This window comes from Phyllobacterium sp. LjRoot231 (genome assembly GCF_964253365.1).
Taxonomy (GTDB): domain Bacteria; phylum Pseudomonadota; class Alphaproteobacteria; order Rhizobiales; family Rhizobiaceae; genus Phyllobacterium.
Genome location: NZ_CAXUQT020000001.1, coordinates 3624152 through 3647995, shown reverse-complemented (window position 1 = coordinate 3647995; position 23844 = coordinate 3624152). Strand labels below are relative to the sequence as shown.

General features: G+C 56.4%; 22 protein-coding genes. 14 read left to right on the top strand and 8 right to left on the bottom strand.

Going from position 1 to position 23844, the window contains the following annotated elements:
• Nucleotides 1-35: 35 nt before the first annotated feature.
• A complete protein-coding gene (locus ACSQ3H_RS18150) occupies nucleotides 36-1235 on the bottom strand; it encodes a hypothetical protein (RefSeq protein WP_436118318.1) in 1200 nt (399 codons plus the stop codon).
• 214 nt (nucleotides 1236-1449) lie between these two features.
• Between ACSQ3H_RS18150 and parC the strand changes: the two genes are divergently transcribed.
• The 6 genes from parC to ACSQ3H_RS18120 all read left to right on the top strand — a co-directional run bounded on the left by parC (nucleotide 1450) and on the right by ACSQ3H_RS18120 (nucleotide 9584).
• A complete protein-coding gene (parC, locus tag ACSQ3H_RS18145) occupies nucleotides 1450-3729 on the top strand; it encodes a DNA topoisomerase IV subunit A (protein ID WP_436118317.1) in 2280 nt (759 codons plus the stop codon).
• 76 nt (nucleotides 3730-3805) lie between these two features.
• Nucleotides 3806-4084 (top strand): type II toxin-antitoxin system RelE/ParE family toxin, encoded by a 279-nt coding sequence (locus ACSQ3H_RS18140; RefSeq protein WP_436118316.1) that lies wholly within the window; start codon nucleotides 3806-3808, stop codon nucleotides 4082-4084.
• Nucleotides 4085-4096: 12 nt separating this feature from the next.
• Nucleotides 4097-4390: a HigA family addiction module antitoxin gene (locus tag ACSQ3H_RS18135; RefSeq protein ID WP_436118315.1), complete on the top strand. Its 294-nt coding sequence runs from the start codon at nucleotides 4097-4099 to the stop codon at nucleotides 4388-4390.
• 102 nt (nucleotides 4391-4492) lie between these two features.
• On the top strand, nucleotides 4493-5203 hold the full coding sequence (locus ACSQ3H_RS18130; protein WP_436118314.1) for a TetR/AcrR family transcriptional regulator: 711 nt from the start codon (nucleotides 4493-4495) through the stop codon (nucleotides 5201-5203).
• 26 nt (nucleotides 5204-5229) lie between these two features.
• A complete protein-coding gene (locus ACSQ3H_RS18125) occupies nucleotides 5230-6438 on the top strand; it encodes an efflux RND transporter periplasmic adaptor subunit (RefSeq protein ID WP_436118313.1) in 1209 nt (402 codons plus the stop codon).
• The gene (locus tag ACSQ3H_RS18120; protein ID WP_436118312.1) at nucleotides 6435-9584 is read left to right on the top strand and encodes an efflux RND transporter permease subunit; all 3150 of its coding nucleotides are present in this window, start codon (nucleotides 6435-6437) and stop codon (nucleotides 9582-9584) included. Before ACSQ3H_RS18125 ends, ACSQ3H_RS18120 begins: the two co-directional genes overlap by 4 nt.
• 2 nt (nucleotides 9585-9586) lie before the next feature.
• Here ACSQ3H_RS18120 and ACSQ3H_RS18115 read toward each other — a convergent pair whose 3' ends face one another.
• The 6 genes from ACSQ3H_RS18115 to hemB all read right to left on the bottom strand — a co-directional run bounded on the left by ACSQ3H_RS18115 (nucleotide 9587) and on the right by hemB (nucleotide 14196).
• Nucleotides 9587-10489 carry a DMT family transporter gene (locus ACSQ3H_RS18115; protein ID WP_436118311.1) on the bottom strand — a complete coding sequence of 301 codons (903 nt, stop codon included), beginning with the start codon at nucleotides 10487-10489 and terminating at the stop codon, nucleotides 9587-9589.
• Nucleotides 10490-10580: 91 nt separating this feature from the next.
• On the bottom strand, nucleotides 10581-11012 hold the full coding sequence (locus tag ACSQ3H_RS18110; RefSeq protein ID WP_436118310.1) for a hypothetical protein: 432 nt from the start codon (nucleotides 11010-11012) through the stop codon (nucleotides 10581-10583).
• A 9-nt stretch (nucleotides 11013-11021) separates the two neighbouring features.
• Nucleotides 11022-11768 carry an arginyltransferase gene (locus ACSQ3H_RS18105; protein WP_436118309.1) on the bottom strand — a complete coding sequence of 249 codons (747 nt, stop codon included), beginning with the start codon at nucleotides 11766-11768 and terminating at the stop codon, nucleotides 11022-11024.
• 368 nt (nucleotides 11769-12136) lie between these two features.
• Complete coding sequence (locus tag ACSQ3H_RS18100; protein ID WP_436118308.1) at nucleotides 12137-12559, bottom strand: hypothetical protein; 423 nt, start codon at nucleotides 12557-12559, stop codon at nucleotides 12137-12139.
• Between the two features lie 48 nt (nucleotides 12560-12607).
• Nucleotides 12608-13021, bottom strand: coding sequence for an RDD family protein (locus ACSQ3H_RS18095; RefSeq protein WP_436119490.1), 414 nt, complete (start codon nucleotides 13019-13021; stop codon nucleotides 12608-12610).
• Nucleotides 13022-13158: 137 nt separating this feature from the next.
• Nucleotides 13159-14196: a porphobilinogen synthase gene (gene hemB / locus ACSQ3H_RS18090; protein ID WP_436118307.1), complete on the bottom strand. Its 1038-nt coding sequence runs from the start codon at nucleotides 14194-14196 to the stop codon at nucleotides 13159-13161.
• A gap of 152 nt (nucleotides 14197-14348) precedes the next feature.
• On the opposite strand from hemB, the gene ACSQ3H_RS18085 reads away from it, so the two are divergent.
• The 3 genes from ACSQ3H_RS18085 to ldtR all read left to right on the top strand — a co-directional run bounded on the left by ACSQ3H_RS18085 (nucleotide 14349) and on the right by ldtR (nucleotide 16677).
• On the top strand, nucleotides 14349-15404 hold the full coding sequence (locus ACSQ3H_RS18085) for an enoyl-CoA hydratase/isomerase family protein (RefSeq protein WP_436118306.1): 1056 nt from the start codon (nucleotides 14349-14351) through the stop codon (nucleotides 15402-15404).
• Nucleotides 15405-15408: 4 nt separating this feature from the next.
• Complete coding sequence (locus tag ACSQ3H_RS18080; protein WP_436119489.1) at nucleotides 15409-15843, top strand: DUF6163 family protein; 435 nt, start codon at nucleotides 15409-15411, stop codon at nucleotides 15841-15843.
• Nucleotides 15844-16161: 318 nt separating this feature from the next.
• A complete protein-coding gene (gene ldtR, locus ACSQ3H_RS18075) occupies nucleotides 16162-16677 on the top strand; it encodes a transcriptional regulator LdtR (RefSeq protein WP_112530830.1) in 516 nt (171 codons plus the stop codon).
• A gap of 199 nt (nucleotides 16678-16876) precedes the next feature.
• Here the strand turns inward: ldtR and ACSQ3H_RS18070 are convergent, their stop codons facing one another.
• Nucleotides 16877-17125 carry a hypothetical protein gene (locus tag ACSQ3H_RS18070; protein WP_436118305.1) on the bottom strand — a complete coding sequence of 83 codons (249 nt, stop codon included), beginning with the start codon at nucleotides 17123-17125 and terminating at the stop codon, nucleotides 16877-16879.
• 1357 nt (nucleotides 17126-18482) lie between these two features.
• Between ACSQ3H_RS18070 and ACSQ3H_RS18065 the strand changes: the two genes are divergently transcribed.
• From ACSQ3H_RS18065 to ACSQ3H_RS18045, 5 genes are all read left to right on the top strand, one after another.
• Entirely contained in the window at nucleotides 18483-19763 is a 1281-nt protein-coding gene (locus ACSQ3H_RS18065) for a L,D-transpeptidase family protein (RefSeq protein ID WP_436118304.1), read from the top strand.
• Nucleotides 19764-20077: 314 nt separating this feature from the next.
• Complete coding sequence (gene glyA, locus ACSQ3H_RS18060) at nucleotides 20078-21385, top strand: serine hydroxymethyltransferase (RefSeq protein ID WP_436118303.1); 1308 nt, start codon at nucleotides 20078-20080, stop codon at nucleotides 21383-21385.
• Nucleotides 21386-21592: 207 nt separating this feature from the next.
• On the top strand, nucleotides 21593-22075 hold the full coding sequence (nrdR, locus tag ACSQ3H_RS18055; protein WP_436118302.1) for a transcriptional regulator NrdR: 483 nt from the start codon (nucleotides 21593-21595) through the stop codon (nucleotides 22073-22075).
• Entirely contained in the window at nucleotides 22072-23178 is a 1107-nt protein-coding gene (gene ribD, locus ACSQ3H_RS18050) for a bifunctional diaminohydroxyphosphoribosylaminopyrimidine deaminase/5-amino-6-(5-phosphoribosylamino)uracil reductase RibD (RefSeq protein ID WP_436118301.1), read from the top strand. The genes nrdR and ribD overlap by 4 nt, the downstream gene beginning before the upstream one ends.
• Nucleotides 23179-23188: 10 nt before the next feature.
• Entirely contained in the window at nucleotides 23189-23803 is a 615-nt protein-coding gene (locus ACSQ3H_RS18045; protein ID WP_436118300.1) for a riboflavin synthase, read from the top strand.
• The last annotated feature ends 41 nt before the right edge of the window (nucleotides 23804-23844 follow it).

The window sequence follows — 23844 nt, the reverse complement described above, 5'->3', positions numbered from 1 at the left end:
CATCGCTGCCGGGCTTTTTATTTGATCAGTTTCGATCACTGGTTGGCATTGACCGTCACGCCGAGCGTCTTGATCAGCGACTTTGGGTCGGCCATGCCGCCTGCGGCGATAATCGCAAAGGGAACCGGTTTTGCCGGAGCGGCCTTGACCTCGATGGTTTTCGGATCATCGAGATAGGTGCCGACTGCCGTTCCGAGTGCCTGGGCAAATTCGGCATTGCCAAGCTGCGCCGCCGCCATTGGAATGATCATCTTGGCTTGACCGATCAGGTCGCTACGCTTTGCGCCCTGCTGCTTGGCAACATAATCCAGCGCCTTGTAGGTAACCGAGGCATCGTCGAAGCGGATGGAAGCGCCGGTAAAGATTAACTGTTGCATAAGCCCGAGCATTGCCATGCCCTTGGCATCGTCCGGCTTGTTATCCATGTTCTTGGTGGCTTCCTGCAGGCCTTTGATGAAATCAAGGGTGTAGCCGGAAATATCGAGTTTCAGGCCCAGCGTTCCGGCATTGTCCGCAATGAAGTCCATCTTCTCGAGATTAAGACGGCCATCGGGCACGTTCCATGTGCCATTGATGTCGATTTTCCCCGAAATGGTCTCGTAGCCTAGCGCTTTGAGTGTGTCCTTGGTCTTTGGGTCCTGGACATCGGAAAGGTCCGCCTTGAAGCTTGCGACGTTGGTCGTGAACGCAACGGGCGACGTTTCGGTTAGCGGCGAAATCGTTGCCGTCAATCCGTCGGCCGCGAAAACGTCCTTGCCTTTGGCGTTGACGGTGATGTGCCTAACCTCGGCTTTCTCGTACTGGAGAATTTTCGCCAGTGGCTCGGTCGCGCCCTCGGCCGGAAGCGAGATGCCCTCCATCTTGATGCCCTCGACACTTATCTTGCTGTCGGGTTCACCTTCCGGACTGTAATTGATATCCGGCATTGCCAGCGTGCCGATCTTGAATCCGCCGCCCGATACGTCACTGACATCGCTGAGCGTGATGTCGCCGACCTTGAAGGCTTCCTTGATGCCGGTAGTAGACACTTTCGTGTCCTGGAGGATCACCGTAGAATCGTGGGTTTCGACATTGCTGTACTCGATCGTGCCGCCCTGTTGGGCATAGACTGCCTTCAATCGAGCGGCCACGGCATTACCGTCGACCGCATAGGCCGAACCGGCAAATACGACGACGAGAGCAGAGGTTGCAGCCAAAAGGCGCAAGCCCGACTTCACAAGGTGGATTGGAGGCATGTTTCGATCCCTATTGTTTTCAACATTCGAAACTATTGCATCAGGAGCGGCAAAACTGTGACAGGCGCCAATCAAAGGGCAATAATTGTAATTTTGGCGCTACAAAGTCAGATTTGAGTTGAGGAAGCAAGCCTTGTGCAATCGAGCGGTTAACTGCTGTGATCTTGGCGAATCATTGCTTGCCCGGGATTCCGTGACTTGATAGTCCATTGACATGGGAAAAAGCCTGATTCCGCCAGACAATGGCGATGATAATGTAGAACCGGTCGATCTGAAGGCAGCGCTGGAAGAGCGCTATCTTGCCTATGCGCTTTCAACGATCATGCATCGCGCCCTGCCGGATGTGCGCGACGGGTTGAAGCCGGTTCATCGCCGCATCATGCATGCCATGCGCCTGCTGCGTCTCTCGCCCGATCAGTCCTATGCAAAATGTGCGCGTATCGTTGGCGAGGTTATGGGTAAATTCCACCCGCATGGCGACCAGTCGATCTATGACGCGCTGGTGCGGCTGTCGCAGGATTTCGCGGTACGTTATCCGGTTGTCGACGGGCAGGGAAATTTCGGCAATATCGATGGCGATAATCCCGCGGCGATGCGTTACACCGAAGCGCGGATGACCGATGTCGCCATGCTGCTGCTCGAAGGCATTACTGAGGACGCCGTCGATTTCCGCCCGACCTATAACGAGGAAGACGAGGAACCGATCGTTCTTCCGGGTGCTTTTCCGAACCTGCTCGCCAACGGCTCTTCCGGCATTGCCGTCGGCATGGCAACCTCGATCCCGCCGCATAATGTCTCGGAGCTCTGTGCTGCCGCGCTGCACCTGATCAAGCATCCGGACGCCACGGTCGAAGAACTGATGTCGCAGGCCGAGGATGAGGACCCGCTGAAGACGAAGGTTCGCGGTCCGGATTTCCCGACCGGCGGCATCATGGTCGAGACGCCGGATGCCATTCTCGATGCCTACAAGACCGGTCGCGGCGGTTTCCGCCTGCGCGCGCGCTGGCAAGTCGAAGACCAGGGACGCGGCACGTGGAATATCATCATTACCGAGATTCCCTATCAGGTGCAGAAATCACGGCTTATCGAAAAGATTGCCGAACTGCTGATCGCCAAGAAGCTGCCGTTGCTCGACGACGTACGCGACGAATCTACTGAAGACGTACGCCTCGTGCTGGAGCCGAAGAGCCGCAGCGTCAATCCTGACATCCTGATGGAATCCCTCTTCAAGCTCACCGAGCTCGAGACGCGCTTTCCATTGAACATGAACGTGCTTTCCAACGGCAAGGTACCGAACGTCCTGTCGCTGCGGGACGTGCTGCAGCAATGGCTCGAACATCGCAAGGACGTGCTGATCCGCCGTTCGCGCCATCGCCTTGGCGAGATCGAGCGCCGGCTGGAAATCCTCGGCGGCATGCTTATTGCGTACCTCAATATCGATGAGGTCATCCGCATCATCCGCGAAGAAGATGAGCCGAAGCAGGAAATGATCCGCCGCTTCGAACTCACCGATAATCAAGCTGAAGCCATCCTCAACATGCGCCTGCGCTCCTTGCGCAAGCTTGAGGAATTCGAGATCCGCAAGGAATTCGACGGTCTGACAGGTGAAAAGAAGCAGATCGAGGAACTGCTCGGATCGGAAGCCAAACAGTGGCAGACGATTTCCTGGCAGATCGCCGAAATGCAGAAAAAGTACGGCGCGGATACGCTGCTCGGCAAGCGTCGCACGACCTTCGCCGATGCCCCGCAACACGACCTGACCGACATGCACCACGCCATGATCGAGAAGGAGCCGGTTACGGTGGTCGTCTCGGAAAAGGGTTGGCTGCGCGCCATGAAGGGGCATCTGGCCGACTTCTCGACACTGACCTTCAAAGAAGGCGACAAGCTCAAGCTCGCCTTCCACGCCGAGACCACGGACCGCATCCTCGTCCTGACGACGGGCGGCAAGTTCTACACGATCGGCGCCAACAGCCTGCCGGGCGGACGTGGCCATGGCGAGCCGATCCGGATCATCGTTGATATGGAGAACAATCAGGACATCGTCACGGCCTTCGTGCACAATCCGGAGCGCAAACTGCTGCTCTCGTCACATGTCGGCAATGGCTTCCTCGTGCCTGAGGCCGAGGTGATCGCCAATACGCGCAAGGGCAAGCAGGTCATGAACGTCAAGGCGCCTGATGAAGCGCGTCACTGCATCCCGATCACCGGCGATAGTGTTGCGATCGTTGGCGAAAACCGCAAGATGCTGGTGTTTCCGCTTACCGAAATTCCCGAGCTTGGCCGGGGCAAGGGCGTACGCCTGCAGCGCTATAAAGACGGCGGTGTCTCTGACATTCGCGTCTTTGCGATGGAGCAGGGGCTGACATGGCAGGACGCTTCTGGCCGTACCTTCACCCGGGGAAAGCTCGAATTGCTGGAGTGGACTGGCCCGCGCGCGACTGCCGGGCGCATGGTACCGAAGGGCTTCCCGCGGTCCGGCAAGTTTTCCTGAGGCTTTGGTCTGCTACTTAAGTTCTCTATCGTGAATGATCCGGGTTGTCTATTGTCGCGCGACATGAGACAATCCTATGATCAAATCGTTCCGTAGTCGCGCGCTGAAACGCCTGTATGAGCAGGACGATGCCAGCCGTCTACCGCAAGGTATGGTACCGCGGATTGCGTCCATTCTAGCGGCACTCGATTCGGCAGGCACAACGCAAGACATGGATAGGCCATCGCTGAAACTGCATCCTTTGAAGGGCAATCGCCAAGGTCAGTGGACGGTGACTGTGAGAGCAAACTGGCGCATTACCTTCTCGATGTCCGACGGAAATGCCTTCGATGTCGACTTTGAAGACTACCATTAGGAGGTCATGATAATGGCTATGAAAAACCCGCCTCATCCCGGTGCCCTCCTTAAGAACGATATCGACGCCTTGAAACTTCCTGTCAGCGCTGTTGCGCAGGCTTTGGGTGTTACCAGATCACAGCTTTACCGCGTTCTATCCGGACAGAGTGCGATATCCGCAGAAATGGCGTTGCGATTGGAATATGTCATCGGCGGTACGGCGGATCACTGGCTGAGCATGCAGTCTGCCCACGATGTCGCGCAGGTGCGCAAGAAGGCCGATGAAATCACTCGAGGTCTTCACCGCCTGGCATCTTCCGCCTGAAACTTTTCGGCTAAAATGAAACGAGAATGATCATTCTCGTATTGATCTTTCCTTGTCACCATTGTAAATGAGAGAGAACGTTCTCTCTTTATTTGGTGTTCTATGGTTGATCAGGCCCTGCCAAAGCAGGCAGCGAACATTTCCGACGATGACGCGGACGACGCACCCCGTTGTTTCGTCGCCAAGCTCTTCGGCAAGCGCGCGCGCAATCGCGAGGCGCAGGAAGAACGCATCCTCACCGCCGCGATGAATTGTTTCATCCGCTCAGGTTTTCGTGGCGCGTCCATGAATGAGATCTGCTCGGAAGCAGGTATGAGCCCGGGGGCGCTCTATCGTTATTTCCCTTCGAAAGAAGCAATCATAGAGAAGATTGCCGCGACTCATCGCCAGCAGAGCGCAGAAATTCTCGAACGAATGTCACAGTCCGACAATATCGTTGATGCCATCACGCAGGTCGGCCTCGATCACGTGCAAAAGATGTCGATGAACGATACCGGACCCGGACCACGCGATTCCAGCGCCCGTCTTTTCGTCGAGGTGCGCGCCGAAGCCATGCGGAACGAAAGCGTTGCCGCCATTTGTGAACTTCACGAAGGTCTGATGCGCGAAGAGCTTCTAGCAGCGTTTTCTGCAGCGAAGGAACGCGGCGAGATCGATCCTGTCACCGATCTGGATCTCGCGGTGGCGTCACTGGCTGCCATGGGCGAGGGGATCATAATGCGTAATTTTCCCGCGCAAGGCGTACCGCTTGAGGCGCTGGAACCGGTGTTCCGTGCGCTCGCCGTCGGCTTGCTGCGCCCCACAAACAAATGAATATTGCTCTCACCCCGGGTTTTCCAATGAGCCATAACAGCAAAAAAGTCCTGATCTCCCTGGCTCTCGCCTTGGGCCTCTCATCGTCCATGACCACCAGCGGACTTGCCGAAGAGAGAGCGGCGGCAGCAATCCAGGAAGCCAAGCCGCCGGTCATCAACGTCACTCCTGCCGGCATCAATGAAATGGTCGCAACGCTCACCGTTACCGGTACGATTGTGCCCCGTCAGGAAGTGGCAGTCGGCACTGATGTCGCGGGGCTGCTCGTTCTCGAGCTCAATGCCGATCAGGGCGACGTGGTGAAAGAGGGTGATATCCTCGCGCGCCTCGATAAATCCTCGCTCGAAATCCAGCTGGCTCAGATCGAAGCGCAACGCGCCCAGGCAGATGCGTCCATTGCTCAATCCGAGGCGCAGATCGTCGACGCGGAAATTGCTGTCCGCCAAGCTCAGGAAGCGCTGGAGCGAGCGCGGGCTCTGTCGCAGAAGGGCATTAACTCCAAAATGGAGTTGGATAACGCCACCAATGCGCATGACAGCGCCAATGCTCGTCTCAACACGGCTCGGCAGGCTCTGGCAGCCACCAAGTCGCAACTGCAGCTCGTTGCTGCGCAAAAACGCGATGTCCTGCTGCGACTCGAAAAAGCCGATGTGAGGGCGCCCGCAAGCGGTGTTGTCTTGAGCCGCAATGCACTTCTCGGTGGAATCGTCTCTTTCAATGCCGGCCCTTTGTTCCGTATCGCCCGTGATCGTGATTTCGAGTTGGCGGCCAATATTCCTGAAGTCGATCTGCCGCGCCTGAAAGAAAACATGCCTGTTTCGGTCCGAGTGTCGGGCATGGATGAGCCTGTTGCCGGCCGTGTGCGGCTCATATCGCCGGAGATTACTGCAAGCTCGCGTCTGGGCTCGGTCAAGATCGCGCTCGACAGGAATGAATCGATCCGGCCCGGCAACTTTGCCCGCGCGGTGATCGAGTTGACCCGCCGTGAAGGCGTCAGCGTTCCGCTTTCCGCCGTGGTCTACCATGGCTCTTCAGCGCTCGTGCAGGTGGTCAAGAATGGTGTGATCGAAAGCCGCAAGGTTGAGCTTGGCATTCGCAGTGATCGTGCTGTCGAGGTGCTGCAAGGCCTGGTGGAGGGCGAAGATGTCGTGGCTCGCGCCGGGACGTTCGTTGCTAATGGTGACCGCGTCACGCCTATGCGGGTGACTGATGAGGCGACGGGGGCGATCAAATGAACTGGAACATTTCCGCTTGGTCCATCCGCAACCCGGTCCCGTCGATCCTGCTCTTTGTCGTGCTGGTGGTGCTTGGCCTGATGGCCTTTGCCAAGCTGCCTATCACGCGCTTTCCCAATATCGATGTGCCTTTGATCTCGGTCTCGGTCACGGATCCGGGCGCGGCGCCGACAGAACTCGAAACACAGATCGCCAAGCGGGTCGAGGATTCGGTGGCGAATATCACCGGCGTCAAGAACGTCACGACCAATTTGACCGAAGGCAATTCGACGACGCTCGTGGAATTCCGGCTCGAAGTCGATACCCAAAAGGCGCTGAACGACGTCAAGGACGCAGTTTCGCGTATCCGCGATGACCTTCCCGCAACGATCAAGGAACCGATCATCAATTCGGTCGACGTGGAGGGTTCTGCAATTCTGACTTATGGCGTCTCGGCGCCGACCATGACGTCGGAAGAGCTTTCCTGGTTCGTCGACGACAAGATCCTCCGCGATATCCAGGGCCTCAAGGGCGTTGGCCGTGTCGAGCGCTATGGCGGTGTGACGCGTGAAATCCGTGTTGCGCTGGATCCCGATCGATTGACCGCGCTCGGCGTAACCGCTGCTGATGTCAATCGTGCACTGAAATCCATGAATGCCGATCTGACCGGTGGCCGCGGCGATCTCGGCACCACCCAGCAGACGATCCGCACGCTTGGCGCATCGCGCACGCTTGATGATCTGCGGGCGGTGGAGATCCCGCTCGCCGGCGGGCGCTCCGTGCGGCTCGATCAGCTCGGAACGATCACCGATGCCTATGAAGAGCCGAAGTCCTTTGCGCGTGTGAACAACCAGACGGTAGTATCGCTCGGCGTGTTCCGTGCCAAGGGTGCGAGCGATGCCGATGTCTACGCGCTGGTACAGGCTCGCATGGACCAACTGCAGCAGAAATATCCCGACGCACGTTTCAGCATCATCGATAATTCGGTGAACTACACCTATGGCAATTATGAATCCGCCATGAGTTCATTGGTGGAAGGCGCGCTGCTGTCGATCGTCGTGGTCTTCCTGTTCCTGCGCAATATCCGCGCTACCCTGATCGCGGCCATAGCCTTGCCATTGTCGGCCATCCCGACCTTCTGGGCGATCGACATGCTCGGATTTTCGCTCAATCTGATCAGCCTGCTCGGTATCACGCTGGTGACGGGTATCCTGGTGGATGACGCGATCGTCGAGATCGAAAACATCGTCCGGCACATGCGATCGGGCAAATCGCCATACCGGGCTTCGCTGGAGGCCGCCGACGAAATTGGTCTCGCTGTTATCGCAATTTCAGTGACCATTATCGCAGTCTTCGCGCCCGTAAGCTTCATGAGCGGCATTGCCGGGCAATATTTCAAGCAATTCGGCCTGACGGTAGCCGTCGCAGTGTTCTTTTCGCTGCTCGTCGCGCGTCTGATTACTCCGATGATGACCGCCTATCTTCTGCGCGATGGCAAAAGCCTGCATCACGGCGAGCAGGAGACCGGCTGGATAAGGGCCTATACCCGCTTCCTCACCGTCACATTGCGTTATCGATGGCTGACATTGATCAGTGGCGTGGCGCTGTTTGCCATCGCCATCTGGGCCATGGGCTTTCTGCCAGCCGGTTTCGTGCCGCCGCAGGATGAAGCACGCGTTGCGGTCAGTCTTGAACTGCCGCCCGGTGCACCAATAGATGAAACACGCCGGGTAACCGATGAAGCGGCATCGCTGGTACGCGAAATTCCCGAGGTCCAGCAGACCTATATAACCGGCGGCGCCTCGCCAACCGGCTCTCTCGACACCCGGCGCGCGACGATGATCGTCAAGCTCAGCCACAAGAGCGAACGTGAACGCACGCAAAAGCAGATTGAAGTCGATATTTTCAACAAACTGTCGCAAGTGCCTGATTTGCGGGCGAATTTCGTAAATGATCGCGGTGAACGGGAATTCGCCGTCGGCGTTATCGGCAGCAATGGCGACAAGGTCAATGAACAGGCGCGCCGGCTTCAGAGCGCAATGACGGCAACCGGCAGTTTCCAGGCGGTTTCTTCAACCGCCGCACTTGACCGGCCGGAAATCATCGTCACGCCGCGCATGGACAAGCTGGCCGAGTTGGGTATTTCCACAACTGCGCTGTCGGACGCGTTGCGTGTTGCAACGCAGGGGGATCTCGATCCGAACCTTGCCAAATACACGGTCGGCGATCGCCAGATACCGATCCGCGTTCAATTGACCGAAGAATCCCGCCGCGACCTTTCGATTCTCAGCACGCTGACAGTAACCACACCATCCGGAGTCGTGGTGCCGCTCGAATCCATTGCCCAGATCAGTTTCGGGCAGGGACCATCCTCGATCGAGCGTTTTAACCGCGAACGGCGCATCGTTGTCGGCGCCAATATGGCCGGAGGCAAGGAGATCGGCGAGGGGCTTTCCATCGTCAAGAACCTGCCCGAGGCGAAATCCATGCCAGCAGGCGTGCGTATTCAGGAAACCGGCGACGCCGAAGTCATGGGCGAGGTCTTTGCCGGGTTCCGCGATGCGATGATCATGGGGCTGATGCTGGTCTTCGTCGTGCTGATCCTGCTTTTCGGTAGTATCTTCCACGCCTTCACCATTTTGATGTCATTGCCGCTGTCGATCGCCGGTGTTGCGGTCGCGCTGCTGTTGACCAACAATTCGGTCTCCATGGCGGTCGTCATCGGTATTCTGATGCTGATGGGTATCGTAACCAAGAACGCTATCATGCTCGTCGATTTCGCTATTGAAGAGGTGAAACACGGCATACCGCGAAACGAAGCCATCATCGACGCAGGCCGCAAGCGTATCCGCCCGATTGTCATGACCACAATCGCCATGTCGGCCGGCATGCTGCCTGCAGCCATGGCTTTCGGTGATGGCGGTGAATTCCGCGCGCCGATGGCGATTGCGGTGATTGGCGGCCTCTTGATCTCAACCGTCCTGTCGCTGGTTTTCGTCCCGTCCTTCTATACGATCATGGACGATGTCAGCCACTGGATGGCGCGCGCGTTCCACTGGTCGTTCCGTCCGAACAAGCCGGATGAGGCAGGGGGCATACCAAGACCGGGCATGCATTCAGTTCCGCTGCTTCCGTCAAAAGCCATCAGCGTCGAAGCTGCAGAATAAGGTCAGATCGGATGGCGGACCAGTCCTGCCGTCCGTGACTTCTTGCGCACATGATACATCTGCCAGAGTGAATGACCTACGAGCGACGTGATGATGATGATTCCACCCACAAGGGTCGGATCGCTCGGCCGCTCTGCGAAGACCAGCCAGACCCAGATCGGCGTCAGCACGGTTTCGAGAAGATAGAACATCGCAACTTCAGGTCCCGAAAGAAACCGCGGGCCAGTGGCGAGGCAGAGGAAGGCGAGGGTCGTTACCACCGCGCCGTTGAAAATGATCCAGCCGGGTACTGCGACGGTGTAGCCGTTTTGCGAGACCATGAAGGCAGCGACGAGCATGGGCAATACCGTACCCATGATCGCAGCGAAGCCCATATCCTTGCCTGACGAGCGGCTGATCGTGATCGCTGTGGAGAGAATGAAGGTGGACAACAGCGCCACCAGATCGCCGAACACATGGCCCGAGGATAGCCCCTCACGAACAATGATCCCGACGCCGATAAGCATGAAGAACATGGCGATGAAAGTGACGGTTTTTGGCCGCTCCTTCAGGAAAATCCATGACAGCAAGGCCGAAAACACCGTGTTGAACGCGAGGATGAAAACCAGATTGGCCGTCTTGGTATTATAGACGGCGATCATGAAGGTGATCGATGCGAGGCCGTAAAGTCCTGCGACCAAAAATCCGACGCGGCCCGGGACGATCGTTCGCGCGCGGCCCGTTGCAAGACTCCACAACGCCCAGATGGCAAACGCGGTGATGAAGGTCGTGCCGCTGCGCAACAGCAGGGTCGACCAGGTTTCACCTTCACCCAGCCGCAGCAGTGGAATATCGGCGGACAGGATCAGTCCGCCAAAGCCAGTGATGAGCAGACCCTTGCGGTGATCGAGATGAAGTTGAGACATGCGGCGGCGTTTCCCGTATTTTTGTTATGCCGCGTGGTCTAGCGGGAAGGACGATCTTCGTCCAGAGGCGGGTAGAACCGAAAGATCAAGCTCAGCGGTAAATGACGTTTTCGAACGGCCAGGAGGTTTTGAGCCAGGCTGAAACCGCCTCGTGCAGCGGAGTGTCGAGATACGCGCGGTCGGCGATGACCCAGGACCTCACAACCGTTATTGCCGGGTCTTGTTTGGATGGATAAATGTAGACGCAGCCGATCACCTGCGAACCTTCCAGCACGGTATAGGTAAAGCCGGTGCGGTCAGCAAAATCGCGCGCGTGTTGTTCGAGATCGGCCAGATTGGCTTCGAGGGTCATGCCTTCCAGCGGCGGCCAGTCGCTGAAACCGGGTGTGCTGAGTATATGTGCAATGCTCGACGACCATGCCCTGTGGTCCGACAAATTGTGCTGCGGCCCGAGCGGCTCAAGCCGGAAACCTGGCCCTTCGAATTCGACTGGCGGCACGAAGCTGGATGGCACAATGCTCATTGGACCATCTTAGTCCTGGCGCTCCCAGCCTTTGGTTCCCAGATGCTCCTGGGGTTTGTAGCGAATCTTGTATTGCATCTTGCGCGAGCCTTCGACCCAATAGCCGAGATAGACATGCGGCAGACCGGCTGCAGCGGCGCGCTGTATATGATCCAGGATCATGAATGTGCCGAGCGAACGGCTCGCATGCTCCGGGTTGAAGAACGAATAGACCATCGATAGCCCGTCGCCCATCATGTCCGTCAACGCGACTGCGATGAGTTCTCCTTCGCCTTTCTTGGTAATGAAGGAATCCGGTCCGCGCCGCCGGTATTCGATGATCTGCGTCGGCACATGGGTATCCTCAACCATCATCGCATAGTCGAGCACCGTCATTTCTGACATGCCGCCCTTGTTATGGCGCGCATCGAGATAGTGCCGGAACAGCGAATATTGTTCGGTAGAAGGTTCGGCGTGGTGGATATTCCCGATCAGGTCGCGGTTACGGTTCCAGACCCGGCGCATGGACTTGTCCTGTTTGAACTCGCCCGCAAGGATACGCACGGATACGCAGGCCCTGCAGTTTTCGCAGGCAGGGCGATAGGCGATGTTTTGCGAGCGGCGAAAGCCACCCTGTGTCAGCAGGTCATTGAGTTCGCTGGCGCGCCCGCCCACCAGATGCGTGAAAACCTTGCGCTCAAGCTGACCCTCCAGGTAAGGACAGGGCGAAGGCGCTGTCAGGAAGAACTGCGGTGATTGCTGCGGTTGATGGGTCATCCAAGGTCCTGAGACGGTCTTAATGCCTATAGAATCCTATGACCGCCTGAAACGTCAATTCAATTATATTGCATTCAGATGTGAATGTCTTCGGCGAGTGAGGGTGCGGACCCATTAATCTGGTCGATATGGTAGGAGGCCATTTGTTCGGATACAAGGAGCAAAGGCGATGGAAATGTTTATCCATTTTCGAGCCTTTGCGACAAAGTAGCCGGGCAAATGGACCCTATCCTCCGGACGCCGAAACGGCTGCAAGCTGCAGTGTCGAACCGCTCGGCCGGGGGAAGGACCCCGCCCATCACGCTTCTCCTCGCATCTTCTTGCCGTTTCAGGCGCCATTTCGATCAGATTAATGGGTCCGCACCCTGCTATCTGACAGAACCACCGCCGCAACGCGCGCCATTCCACGAATGGCTGGGCGCATCAAATTTGCCGTTGGCGGAACCTCCCCAGCTTCCGTTGAAGCCATCAAAATCACTCGAAAAATCGAGAGAGAGAAGGCCGGTGCCATATTTATCGGTCCAGACGAGGGTGCGAGAAGTGCCGCTTCCAAGGTCCTCCTCGGTCAATGTACCGTCGACCTGGCCATCTGGTTCATCGAGTTCGTATGTGCCGGAGAGGTGGCCATCTCTGGCGACGTTCAGGCTGGTTTCCACATCACGATAGTCCCCGCTGGAAATCATTTCGCCGCAAAACCGTCCTGACGAAGACGCCGCCATGCCGCTCGCGGTGCCGAAACCATAGAATGCAAGCGCCGCAAATGCGAACGCAAAGGAGCGTAAGTTCATCATATTCAAAGCCAAATGAAGAAGGGCTCCAGATCAGGAGCGCTGAAGGATTTAGTTATAGGCGCGGACTACCACGGTGCCCAGCAAAAGATCGTGGACAGTGCGTTTGCGATCGAGAAACAGCGTCGCCAGCAGGATAAGCGGTGTCAACACGACGATCAGGCCCCAGAACAGCACCGTATGAACGATGGCAAGCAGGCCATCGACCTTTTGCCCGTCGAGCCGTTCGAGCTTCAATCCCATCATCTGCATGCCTTTTGTCGCCTGACGTGGTCCGCCCATCGTCGTCGCGACATAGGCAAGGGCGACAACAGGAAACATGATGCCGTACAGCGCCCAGCCGAGACCGAGCGTTGCCACACCCAGGATGGCAATGAGGATTGCAACGGGAATGCACAGGAAGAAAATGATCACATAGTCGATCAGGAACGCAAAGATGCGGCTCGTCCGCACGCCCTGATACATCCGCCAGTCGTCAAGGCGGTTGGTGACAATTTCGCCATCAAGGGTCTTTGCGTTCATTTCATTTCCTGTTTCAGAAAGACGGATACATTGCCGTTGCGTCGAAATTGGGAATTCGAGAACAAAATATCAAGAAGATTTCAATAACCGGCCTTGAGGCGTTCTGCTACGAGCGGCGCAAAATAAGTCAGGATGCCATCGCAACCGGCGCGCTTGAAGGCGAGGAGCGTTTCCATCATGACGCGCTCTTCATCGATCCAGCCATTGGCCCCGGCAGCCTTGATCATCGTGTATTCGCCTGACACCTGATAGGCGAAGGTCGGCATCGCGAACGTATCTTTAAGCCTGCGGATGATGTCGAGATAGGGCAGGCCGGGCTTGACCATCAGCGAATCCGCACCCTCGGCGAGATCCTGCTCTGCCTCGCGAACGGCCTCATCGGTGTTTGCCGGGTCGATATAGTATGTCTTCTTGTCACCCTTCAGACGCCCGGAGGTACCTATGGCTTCGCGATAGGGGCCGTAGAAAGCCGAGGCGAACTTGGTCGCATAAGCCATGATCGCCACATCCTGAAAGCCGTTCTGGTCCAGCGCATCGCGGATGGCGCCAATGCGCCCGTCCATCATGTCCGACGGCGCGATAATGTCGGCACCGGCAGCGGCTTGCAGCACGGCTCCTCTGGTGATCTGTTCGACAGTCTCGTCATTGACGATGATGCCATTGCGCAGGATACCGTCATGGCCGTGGCTCGTGAAAGGATCGAGCGCGACGTCGGTGATCATGCCGATTTCCGGCACCGCGTTCTTGATCGCTCGCGTCGCACGGTTGATGAGATTATCGGGATCGAGAATGCCGGAACCAGCATCATCGCGCAGGTCAGGATCGATATTGGCAAAGGTGGCTATAGCGGGAATGCCGAGCTTGGCCGCACGCTCGGCCTCGCGCACCGCCATGTCGACAGAATAGCGCTGGACCCCCGGCATGGCGTTGATGTCCTCGCGCCGGTTCGTGCCCTCGCACAGGAAAATCGGCCAGATCAGATCATCGACCGTCAGCTGGTTTTCCTGAACCAGACGCCGCGACCAATCGGCCTTGCGCATGCGCCGCAAACGGCGGCCCTGGGTGATTTCATCGACGGTTCTTGGCGCACGGGTTTGAAACGTTGGATGTTTGTTCATGATTGCTTCAGCCGAACGGTGGCATTTCCTCGTTGTTTGGAATTGTTTTAACAGGGAACGTCCTGTTGACCAAGATGCCCGGCTACAGATGTGATCCATTGACGCGGTGCGCCAGAGTTTCCTAACCTCTGTCATAAAAGTTCGGAGGGTGTATGGAAATCGATTTTGGCGGCGAGGGGGAAGTCGTATTCGAGCGCCGCGGCAAGGCCGGTCTCATTCGCCTGACGCGGCCGAAGGCCTTGAACGCGCTGACGCGGAGCATGGTCAATGCGATGCATCGTGCACTTGTCGCGTGGTCGACCGATCCCGACGTCCATTGCGTCCTTGTCGAGGGCGAGGGTCGGGCCTTTTGTGCTGGCGGCGATATCCTCGCGGTCTATCATGCCGGACGGTCCGGTCGGCCTTTCTACGAATTCTTTGCCGACGAATACCGTCTTAATGCCTATATCAGGCACTTCCCGAAGCCGTATATTTCGCTGATCGATGGTATCTGCATGGGTGGCGGCGTTGGAATTTCCGTCCACGGCACATATCGGGTTGTCACCGAAAACATCATGTTCGCCATGCCGGAAGTCGGCATCGGCTTCTTTCCTGATGTAGGTGGAAGCGCCTTTCTCCCGCATCTTCCGGAACATTTCGGCACCTATCTCGCCTTGACCGGCAACCGTATCCGCCAGGGCGATTGCCTTCAAAGCGGCATCGCCACCCATGCCATCAAGGCGGAAGACAAGGAGAAGCTGCGGCGCAGCCTGATCCGATCCGGCAATCCCGAAACGGCACTGCGTGGCAAAACCATCAACCCGGACTATGAAACACCCGAAAAAACCCGCGATATGATCGGCGTGCTGTTCGATTCGAAAACACTGGGTGGTTGCGTGATCCGCCTGGCGGCAGCCGGAGCAAATGGTAGCGAGGAAGCGCAAAAACTCCTCGATCTCATAAAGACCCGTTCACCGACGAGCCTGCACGTGACGTTCCGGCAGATCGAAGAGGGCCGCGACCTCGACATGGATCAATGCATGCAGATGGAATACCGGATCCTGTCCCGCATGCTCGAGAGTCATGATTTTTATGAAGGCGTGCGTGCGCTTCTTGTGGACAAGGACAATATGCCTGTGTGGCAGCCCGCGAAGATTGACGATATAACGCCCGAAATGGTCGATGCCTATTTCGCATCACTGGGCGAGCGGGAACTGCAACTGACATGAATAGATATACATGAGTGATAGGCCGACCCATCTGCCATTCGACGCGACGATGGCCCAAACAGGCTTCGTCTGGTTTCTGCGACTTGTGTCGATCTATTGCCTCGTCGCGGGCGTCGGGTATTGGGCGCAGCTCAGTGGTTACTACGAGGGTCTACTCTGGCGCTTCGATCTGATGCCGTGGCAATGGAAGGTCGCGACCGTCTCTCTTGCCATGCTCTACCCCGTGGCGTCGACGGGGTTGTGGATGATGGTGTCCTGGGGCCCGGTCATATGGTTTGTGGCCGCATTGGGCGAAACACTGATGTTTACGGTCTTCTCGAATTACTTTTTCTACAGGCCGCAGACCGCCATCATCCATGGCTGTGTGGCGCTGCTTTATATTCTCTTCCGCATTGTGCTTTTCCTGCAGAAGCGCCAGCAGGCGATGCCGGTCCGCTAAAAGCAAAGCCAGGAAAAGTGGGCACCGGTTTTCCGTCCGGCTTTGCGGCGGGTAGGAAGCAAAGCCAGGAAAAGTGGGCACCGGTTTTCCGTCCGGCTTTGCGGCGGGTAGGAAGCAAAGCCCGAGAAAAGTGGGCACCGGTTTTTCGTCCGGCTTTGCGGCTACTAAGCATCCCAGTAAGTCTTCATTAAGATTGAAATTGATTCGTTCGCGGTAACGCACTGTTAAGTCTGTGTTTTAAGTCGAATTTTATGCGTATTCGATAGTGTCTCCTCAACGGTGAGAAAAATACACCGAAACAACAGTGAGGCAGGTACTATGAACAACACACAGAGAAAGTCTGGTGAAAGCCAGCGTTCAACACCAAGTGATACAGCATTGCGTACACTATATCTTGAAGCACTTCAGTTGGTCGAACGGTTACATCGTCGTCTGCTTGATGTGGTCAAGGATGAATTCGACCGCAATGGCCGCAGCGACATCAACGCCATCCAGGCGTTGCTGCTTTTCAACATCGGAAATGCAGAACTGACCGCCGGCGAACTCCGCAGCCGCGGTTACTATCTGGGCTCGAACGTTTCCTACAATCTGAAGAAACTCGTCGAGCTTGGCTTCATCTCCCATGAACGTTCACGCACAGACCGTCGTTCGGTCCGGGTCAGCCTGACCGAAAAGGGAACGGAAGTCGCGGAACTGGTTGCGGGTCTCTACGAACGCCATGTCGCATCGATAGAACATGTCGGCGGCATCAAGGCGGAAGAATTCCAGTCGATGAACAAGGCACTACAGCGCCTCGACCGCTTCTGGAACGACTCCATCGCTTATCGCATGTAAAAACATGCGGACTTCCATAGCAAAAGCCCGGCTTCGTGCGAAACGAAGGCGGGCTTTGCGTGTTTAAAGCTTAAAAAGTTTCATTCTTGAGTTAGATGGTTGCGGGGTCAAACGCGACTGTCTCCAGATATTGACCATTGAATTCTGACAGCAGAGCATCGCGCTCCACGGACTCCACATCATCAGATCCGGTCCTGACCTAGGTAAAATCGCTCCAGACCTGGTCCTCCCAAATATTGTTCTCCCAACCCGGGAAGTTTTTACCGATGTCGCTTCTATAGTGCTCACCGCCATGTTGAAACGTCGGGCCTTGGTGAGAATGTTCTTTATGAACGAGGTATCGTTTTTGAGCAGAGGCAAACGTGCCAAGCCCAGAAGCCCATGACCCGGTCATTAAGCTTCCGGACAGCAAGATGGAGAAAACAACGATAGCTATTGTGTGTTTCATTGTAACGCTCTTCTGTTGTTCTACGTTTTACATTCTTTTTGAGTAATAAAATTGTACTGGGAATAGTGCTGGCTAAACGTTGGCATGATCGGACACGTCAAAATCAGTTATCCTGCACGGCCTCCGGTTAATCATGGTGTCTCTTGCAAGCCCTGCATTGAGCCTTCCCCAAGGGAAGGCTGGCACCAGGTTTTGCGCGCGGAGGACGCCTGTAGCCATGCTCCCACGGCGATCTGTCGATAAAAATCGGTTTCCCAACATTTCCGCTTTAAGAACAAAAGACCGCCCGGGAGGGGCTCGGGCGGTCTTTTGCGGACCATCAGGATGGCCGCACTTCAACGGGCGGAAAACGCTGAAGTTTGGTAGCCGGGGGGAACTACCAGCCCCATCGGTGTTTGACAGGCGCGATCAAAGGGATACATCCAACCCGCCCGATGCGTAAGTATACATTGGTATGGTTTGCCTAAACGAAGGATCAATTCAACAAAACTTAGCCGGTCAAACACAAAAATTTGCCCCGTGCGTGCTCTTCACACATCGATCACAACAAACTGAGTTGTAGACAGCGGTTTCCTTACCCATTTCAGGAATGGCGCACGATCGTGCCCCGATAACGTGGTGCAGAAAGATTCCCCCACGAGGTCTGAAAACCTTCACGACTGAGCCGGCTTTTATTCCGGTTCTCGTGCGGGATGAACTGCGCTGCCACTACCGAGATCCTTCGCCGAGCGCCGCATAGTAACTTCGTTCAGGAGATGTGCGATGTCTATCAAATCTGTAGTTGTCATCGCTGTGATAGGACTATCAGGCTTACCGTTATCTGCATGCGTGTACACTGATGGAGGTCGGTATTATTACCAGTATGACCAACCTGGTGGTATCCCGTTTTGGGATGACGGGAATTTCGATGGGGCTACCGGCGTCCATCGCGATCTTCATGACAATGGTGGCTATGGTCATCATGAGTTCGGTGGCTTCGGTGAGGGAGGAGGTCATGGCGGGCATGTAGGAGCGGGGAGACGTTAGCGAGAGATCGCCTGTTCAGTCAGAGGTTTCGTTGCCAAGGACCACTCGCCACGACACGACAGACTCCGGCCAAGAGCGGGATGATTAGGGTCAGGACCCTAGTCCCCCAGTCATTAATCCGCCATATTGCCGTGGAAATGCCACAGCACATATTCAGTGAAGTTCCATAGACAGTCGGAGAGGGCTGGTCGGCATTTGAACCATCACAATTGCGCGATCAGTGCGAATGTTGCTGTTTGTTAAGAGTGTTCCTGATAATTCTCGCAACCGGAGCTGTTTTTCTTTGTAAACGGCGGGTTGACGGCAGATTTCCAGTTGGGTTGGACAAAATATGAAGAAATTTGGATTATCAGCACTTGATCGCCGTGCATTTTTGACTGGCGTGGCAACTGCTGGTCTCGCTGCGGTTACATCATCGGCCTTTGCACAACAGACGGATATTGGCGACATTCTTGCCGCTCCGCGTCGCGGTAACTGGGATGACCAGTTCGACGCCCGCTCGACGACACGGGCAAAAGTCGCCGGTTTCCAGCCGATCGCAAGCCCGGAGACGGTTTCCTTCACCGAGAGCGCGATCAATACCTACAACCAGATCGTCGGCAATGGCGGCTGGCCGGCTGTACAGCCAACGGTAAAGTTGCAGCTCGGCGTAGTCGATCCTTCCGTCTCGGTCATGCGCAAGCGCCTGATGATCGCGGGCGACCTTTCCGAAAGTGCTGGCCTGTCGAATTCATTCGATACTTATGTCGACGCCGCAGTGAAACGTTTCCAGGCACGTCACGGTTTGCCGGCCGACGGCGTCATGGGCCAATATTCGATCGCTGCAATGAATGTGCCTGCCGATATTCGCCTCGGCCAGTTGCAGACGAACCTTGAGCGCCTGCGCAAGCTTGCCAGCGACGATCAGGGCGCGCGCTATGTCATGGTCAATATTCCGGCTGCACAGATCGAGGCCGTGGAAGCTGGCCGTGTCGCCCAGCGCCACACCGCCATTGTCGGCAAGATCGATCGCCAGACACCGATTCTCGACTCCAAGATTCAGGAAGTCATCCTCAATCCCTACTGGACGGCGCCAAAGTCGATTATCCAGAAGGACATCATTCCGCTGATGCGCAAGGATCCGACTTATCTGACGCGCAACAAGATTCGGCTGTTCAACGAGCAGACACGTGAGGAAGTTGCGCCGGAGACTGTCGACTGGAACACCGACGACGCGATGAAACTGATGTTCCGGCAGGACCCGGGCAAGATCAACGCCATGTCCTCGACGAAGATCAACTTCCCGAATCAATACGCGGTTTATATGCATGACACGCCGCAGCAGGGCATTTTCAACAAGCTGATGCGTTTCGACTCATCGGGCTGTGTCCGCGTGCAGAATGTTCGCGACCTGAATGTCTGGCTGCTGCGCGACACGCCGGGCTGGGATCGCCAGACGATGGAAGCCACGATCAAGACTGGCGTCAATACGCCGATCGCAGTCACCAATCCGGTGCCTTTGCATTTCGTCTATGTCAGCGCTTGGTCGACGGGCGATGGCGTCGTTCATCTGCGCGATGATATTTACGAGCGTGATGGACAGGCGGCCCTGTCGATCGGAACGAACACCTGATCGGTTAAAGACCATGCTATTAAAAGACCGCCTCCGGGCGGTCTTTTAATTTCAAGAACCATTTGAGAATTCAGCCTGATGAGGCAGATGGTGCGATTTTCGAGAACCGGAGCGCAGTGAACTTTTGGGTTCATGAGCACCGGAAGCACAGGAAATCGCTTCAGATGCCCTTCAGGGTTGATTGGCAAAGGTTCTGTATGGCGGTTTCGAGCTAAAGCTTTTCGCCCACCGGCCATTGGCCTCGGCCGTTTAAGTATGATAATGCGCCGCAATAACCTATGAATTCCCCACCGGCAAATGAGGGTCCTGTCACCATGTCGAATGCAAGCGCTTCTGTTGCAGATAGATTTTTCAATGCATCGCTCGAAGAGATCGATCCGGAGATTTTCGGCTCCATCCGTAAGGAACTTGGCCGTCAGCGCCATGAGATCGAGCTGATCGCATCGGAAAACATCGTGTCGCGTGCCGTGCTCGAAGCGCAGGGCTCGATCATGACCAACAAATATGCCGAAGGCTATCCGGGCAAGCGCTACTATGGCGGCTGCCAGTTCGTCGATATCGCTGAGGAACTGGCGATCGAGCGTGCCAAGCAACTGTTTGGCTGCGAATTCGCCAATGTACAGCCGAATTCCGGCAGCCAGATGAATCAGGCGGTTTTCCTGGCTCTCTTGCAGCCGGGCGATACGTTCATGGGCCTCGATCTCAATTCCGGAGGCCATCTCACCCACGGCTCGCCTGTCAACATGTCCGGCAAATGGTTCAAGGTCGTGTCCTATGGCGTGCGTCAGGACGATCATCTGCTCGACATGGATGCGATCGAGAAGCAGGCGCATGAGACCAGGCCAAAACTGATCCTGGCCGGTGGAACTGCCTATTCGCGTATCTGGGATTGGAAGCGTTTTCGCGAAATCGCCGATGCAGTCGGCGCTTATCTCATGGTTGATATGGCACATATCGCCGGTCTCGTTGCTGCTGGCGTACATCCGTCTCCGATCCCCCACGCGCATGTCGTCACCACGACTACACATAAGTCCTTGCGCGGTCCGCGCGGCGGCATGATCCTTAGCAATGACCCGGAAATCGCCAAGAAGATGAATTCGGCTGTGTTTCCTGGCCTGCAGGGCGGTCCCTTGATGCATGTTATCGCCGCGAAGGCGGTTGCATTCGGCGAAGCGTTGAAGCCGGAATTCAAGACCTATGCCCAGAATGTCGCCGCCAATGCGAAAACACTGGCCGAGACATTGAAGAAGAACGGCCTCGATATCGTCTCAGGCGGCACTGACAATCATCTGATGCTGGTCGATTTGCGCCCGAAAAACGCAACCGGCAAGCGTGCCGAAGCTGCGCTTGGGCGTGCCAATATTACCTGCAACAAGAACGGCATTCCGTTCGATCCAGAGAAGCCATTCGTCACTTCAGGCGTTCGCCTCGGCACGCCAGCCGGAACGACACGTGGCTTCGGCGCGGCAGAATTCACTGAAATCGGCAATCTGATTTCCGAAGTTTTGGACGGCCTGAAGGTGGCCAATTCGGATGAGGGTAACGCCGCAGTCGAAAAGGCCGTTCAGCAGAAGGTCGTTACGCTGACGGATCGCTTCCCGCTCTATCCATATCTTGGATAGTAAAGGAGCTGCAATCTCCCCGGCAGCGGGGAGATTGTTTTGTTTGGGGTAATTTACGTCGGCTAAGACGAAACGCATGCAACATTGAGTGGCTGCGGTTTTCATACGTCTATTGGTTGACAGTCCGTATCGCCCGAACGCTTTAATCTCGCAGAGAAAGACACTATCTTTGCAGTGATTTCAGAATCGCGTTCAGAAAGCTCATCGATGCGTTGTCCCTATTGCCAGTCCGAAGATACTCAGGTGAAAGATTCCCGCCCTGCTGAAGATGGGGCGGTGATCCGCCGCCGGCGTGTCTGCCCGGATTGCGGCGGCCGTTTTACAACCTTCGAGCGCGTGCAACTGCGCGACCTTTCCGTAGTCAAGAAAAGCGGCCGTAAGGTTGCTTTCGACCGCGATAAGCTGATGCGTTCTGTCGAGATCGCCTTGCGCAAGCGGCAGGTGGATCCGGAGCGGGTGGAACGCGCCGTATCCGGCATTGTCCGTCAGCTGGAAAGCTCGGGCGAACCCGAAGTCAGCTCCGACGAGATTGGCCGGCTGGTGATGGACGCACTGAAGGGCATCGATGACATTGCCTATATCCGCTTTGCTTCGGTTTATCGCAATTTCCGCGAGGCCAAAGACTTCCACGATGTCATCGATGAGATCACCGCAGGTGACGTTGCACCCGAACCTGTCAAGGACGAATGAGCCAGATGACAGCTTCTGCTCTCGATCGCCGCTTCATGGCTGCGGCCATTCGCCTGTCGCGCAGCCATCAGGGGCTGACAGGAACAAATCCGTCCGTCGCAACACTAATCGTCAAGGACGGTGTGATCGTGGGACGCGGTGTTACCGCCATCGGCGGGCGGCCGCATGCCGAAACGCAGGCGCTCCTGGAAGCTGGCGAAAAAGCCCGCGGCGCCACGGCTTACGTTACGCTGGAGCCATGTGCCCACCATGGCAGGACACCCCCCTGCGCCAATGCGCTGGTGACAGCTGGCGTGGTCCGGGTCGTTTCGGCTGCGAGCGATCCCGACGAACGCGTGGCAGGCAAGGGTTACGCTATCCTGCGCGCCGGCGGCATCGAGGTCGAGGAAAATGTACTTCGCGCAGAAGCGGCTGACTATCTCGCCGGTTACTTGATTCGATCGTCGAAAAAACGGCCGGAAGTGACTCTAAAGCTTGCGCTTTCAAGCGACGGGTTCATCGGCAACAGGGGGCATGGGCAGGTCGCGATCACTGGTCCGATATCTCGCGCGCAGGTTCATCTCATGCGGGCTGAGTCCGATGCCATTCTCGTCGGTATCGGGACGGTTCTTGCCGACGATCCGCAGCTGACATGCCGCTTGCCGGGCCTGCAATCGCGTTCGCCCATCCGCATTGTTCTCGATAGCCAGCTTCGTTTGCCGCTTGATGGCGCCTTGGTCAGAACTGCAGGTACTGTTCCAGTTTGGATCGCTGCCAATGCAGCAACTGATCCAGCCAAACGGCAAGCATTGGAAGCCGCGGGTTGCCGCATCCTCGCGACCGAAACCGATTGCGGCGCGACTGCACTGCCCGAATTGCTGGACGATCTTGCAGCTCAGGGCATTGCAACGCTGATGGTGGAAGGTGGTGCGACCGTCGCAAGCTCGTTCCTGCAAGAAGAGCTGGTGGATCGCATCGCGCTTTTCGAAGGTTCGGCTCCAATTGCCAGTAGCAGCGGGGTTGCAGTGCCTGAACTGCGCTCCCATATCGCTCGTGGTTTCAACCTGTCACATGAATATCGCTTCGGTGAAGATCGCTACGGCGAATATGTCAGACCTCTCTAAGGAATCGCGGATGTTTACGGGAATTGTAACGGATATCGGCCGGATCGGTCAGGTGAAGCCGCTCAATGAGGGCGTGCTGCTGCGTGTTGAAACCAGTTACAATCCGGAAACGATCGAAATTGGCGCATCCATTTCATGCTCCGGCGTTTGCCTCACCGTCACGACCCTTCCCGAAAAAGGCTCGAATGCACGCTGGTTTGAGGCCGAAGCCTGGGAAGAAGCGCTGCGCCTCACCACCATTGCCGGCTGGAAGGCGGGAACACGTATCAATCTCGAGCGCTCGTTGAAACTCGGTGACGAAATGGGTGGTCATCTTGTTTCCGGCCATGTCGACGCAATGGCAGAAATCATCGAGCGTGAAGACGAGGGCGATGCAGTTCGTTTTACCTTGCGTGTGCCGGAGCAGCTTGCGCGTTTCATTGCCCAAAAGGGCTCTGTGGCGCTGGATGGTACGTCGCTCACGGTTAATGGCGTCAATGGCAATGAGTTCGATGTCCTGCTTATTCGCCATTCGCTCGAAGTAACGACCTGGGGCGATCGCAAGGTTGGCGACAAGGTCAATATCGAGATTGACCAGATGGCGCGATACGCTGCACGGCTTGCAGAATATCCGAAATCAGCCTAGGACCTGAACCAACGCGGAAATCATCCGCAACCAGTTTCCCT

Excerpts from the sequence above, each read along its gene's own strand:
- ACSQ3H_RS18135 (WP_436118315.1), top strand. The coding sequence starts at position 4,097 with ATGGCTATGAAAAACCCGCCTCATCCCGGTGCCCTCCTTAAGAACGAT.
- ACSQ3H_RS18065 (WP_436118304.1), top strand. The coding sequence starts at position 18,483 with ATGAAGAAATTTGGATTATCAGCACTTGATCGCCGTGCATTTTTGACT.
- ACSQ3H_RS18115 (WP_436118311.1), bottom strand. The coding sequence starts at position 10,489 with ATGTCTCAACTTCATCTCGATCACCGCAAGGGTCTGCTCATCACTGGC.
- ribD (WP_436118301.1), top strand. The coding sequence starts at position 22,072 with ATGAGCCAGATGACAGCTTCTGCTCTCGATCGCCGCTTCATGGCTGCG.
- ACSQ3H_RS18105 (WP_436118309.1), bottom strand. The coding sequence starts at position 11,768 with ATGACCCATCAACCGCAGCAATCACCGCAGTTCTTCCTGACAGCGCCT.
- ACSQ3H_RS18045 (WP_436118300.1), top strand. The coding sequence starts at position 23,189 with ATGTTTACGGGAATTGTAACGGATATCGGCCGGATCGGTCAGGTGAAG.
- parC (WP_436118317.1), top strand. The coding sequence starts at position 1,450 with ATGGGAAAAAGCCTGATTCCGCCAGACAATGGCGATGATAATGTAGAA.
- ACSQ3H_RS18140 (WP_436118316.1), top strand. The coding sequence starts at position 3,806 with ATGATCAAATCGTTCCGTAGTCGCGCGCTGAAACGCCTGTATGAGCAG.
- ACSQ3H_RS18100 (WP_436118308.1), bottom strand. The coding sequence starts at position 12,559 with ATGATGAACTTACGCTCCTTTGCGTTCGCATTTGCGGCGCTTGCATTC.
- ACSQ3H_RS18130 (WP_436118314.1), top strand. The coding sequence starts at position 4,493 with ATGGTTGATCAGGCCCTGCCAAAGCAGGCAGCGAACATTTCCGACGAT.
- ACSQ3H_RS18095 (WP_436119490.1), bottom strand. The coding sequence starts at position 13,021 with ATGTATCAGGGCGTGCGGACGAGCCGCATCTTTGCGTTCCTGATCGAC.
- hemB (WP_436118307.1), bottom strand. The coding sequence starts at position 14,196 with ATGAACAAACATCCAACGTTTCAAACCCGTGCGCCAAGAACCGTCGAT.
- ACSQ3H_RS18150 (WP_436118318.1), bottom strand. The coding sequence starts at position 1,235 with ATGCCTCCAATCCACCTTGTGAAGTCGGGCTTGCGCCTTTTGGCTGCA.
- ACSQ3H_RS18120 (WP_436118312.1), top strand. The coding sequence starts at position 6,435 with ATGAACTGGAACATTTCCGCTTGGTCCATCCGCAACCCGGTCCCGTCG.
- nrdR (WP_436118302.1), top strand. The coding sequence starts at position 21,593 with ATGCGTTGTCCCTATTGCCAGTCCGAAGATACTCAGGTGAAAGATTCC.
- glyA (WP_436118303.1), top strand. The coding sequence starts at position 20,078 with ATGTCGAATGCAAGCGCTTCTGTTGCAGATAGATTTTTCAATGCATCG.
- ACSQ3H_RS18125 (WP_436118313.1), top strand. The coding sequence starts at position 5,230 with ATGAGCCATAACAGCAAAAAAGTCCTGATCTCCCTGGCTCTCGCCTTG.
- ACSQ3H_RS18070 (WP_436118305.1), bottom strand. The coding sequence starts at position 17,125 with ATGAAACACACAATAGCTATCGTTGTTTTCTCCATCTTGCTGTCCGGA.
- ACSQ3H_RS18085 (WP_436118306.1), top strand. The coding sequence starts at position 14,349 with ATGGAAATCGATTTTGGCGGCGAGGGGGAAGTCGTATTCGAGCGCCGC.
- ldtR (WP_112530830.1), top strand. The coding sequence starts at position 16,162 with ATGAACAACACACAGAGAAAGTCTGGTGAAAGCCAGCGTTCAACACCA.
- ACSQ3H_RS18110 (WP_436118310.1), bottom strand. The coding sequence starts at position 11,012 with ATGAGCATTGTGCCATCCAGCTTCGTGCCGCCAGTCGAATTCGAAGGG.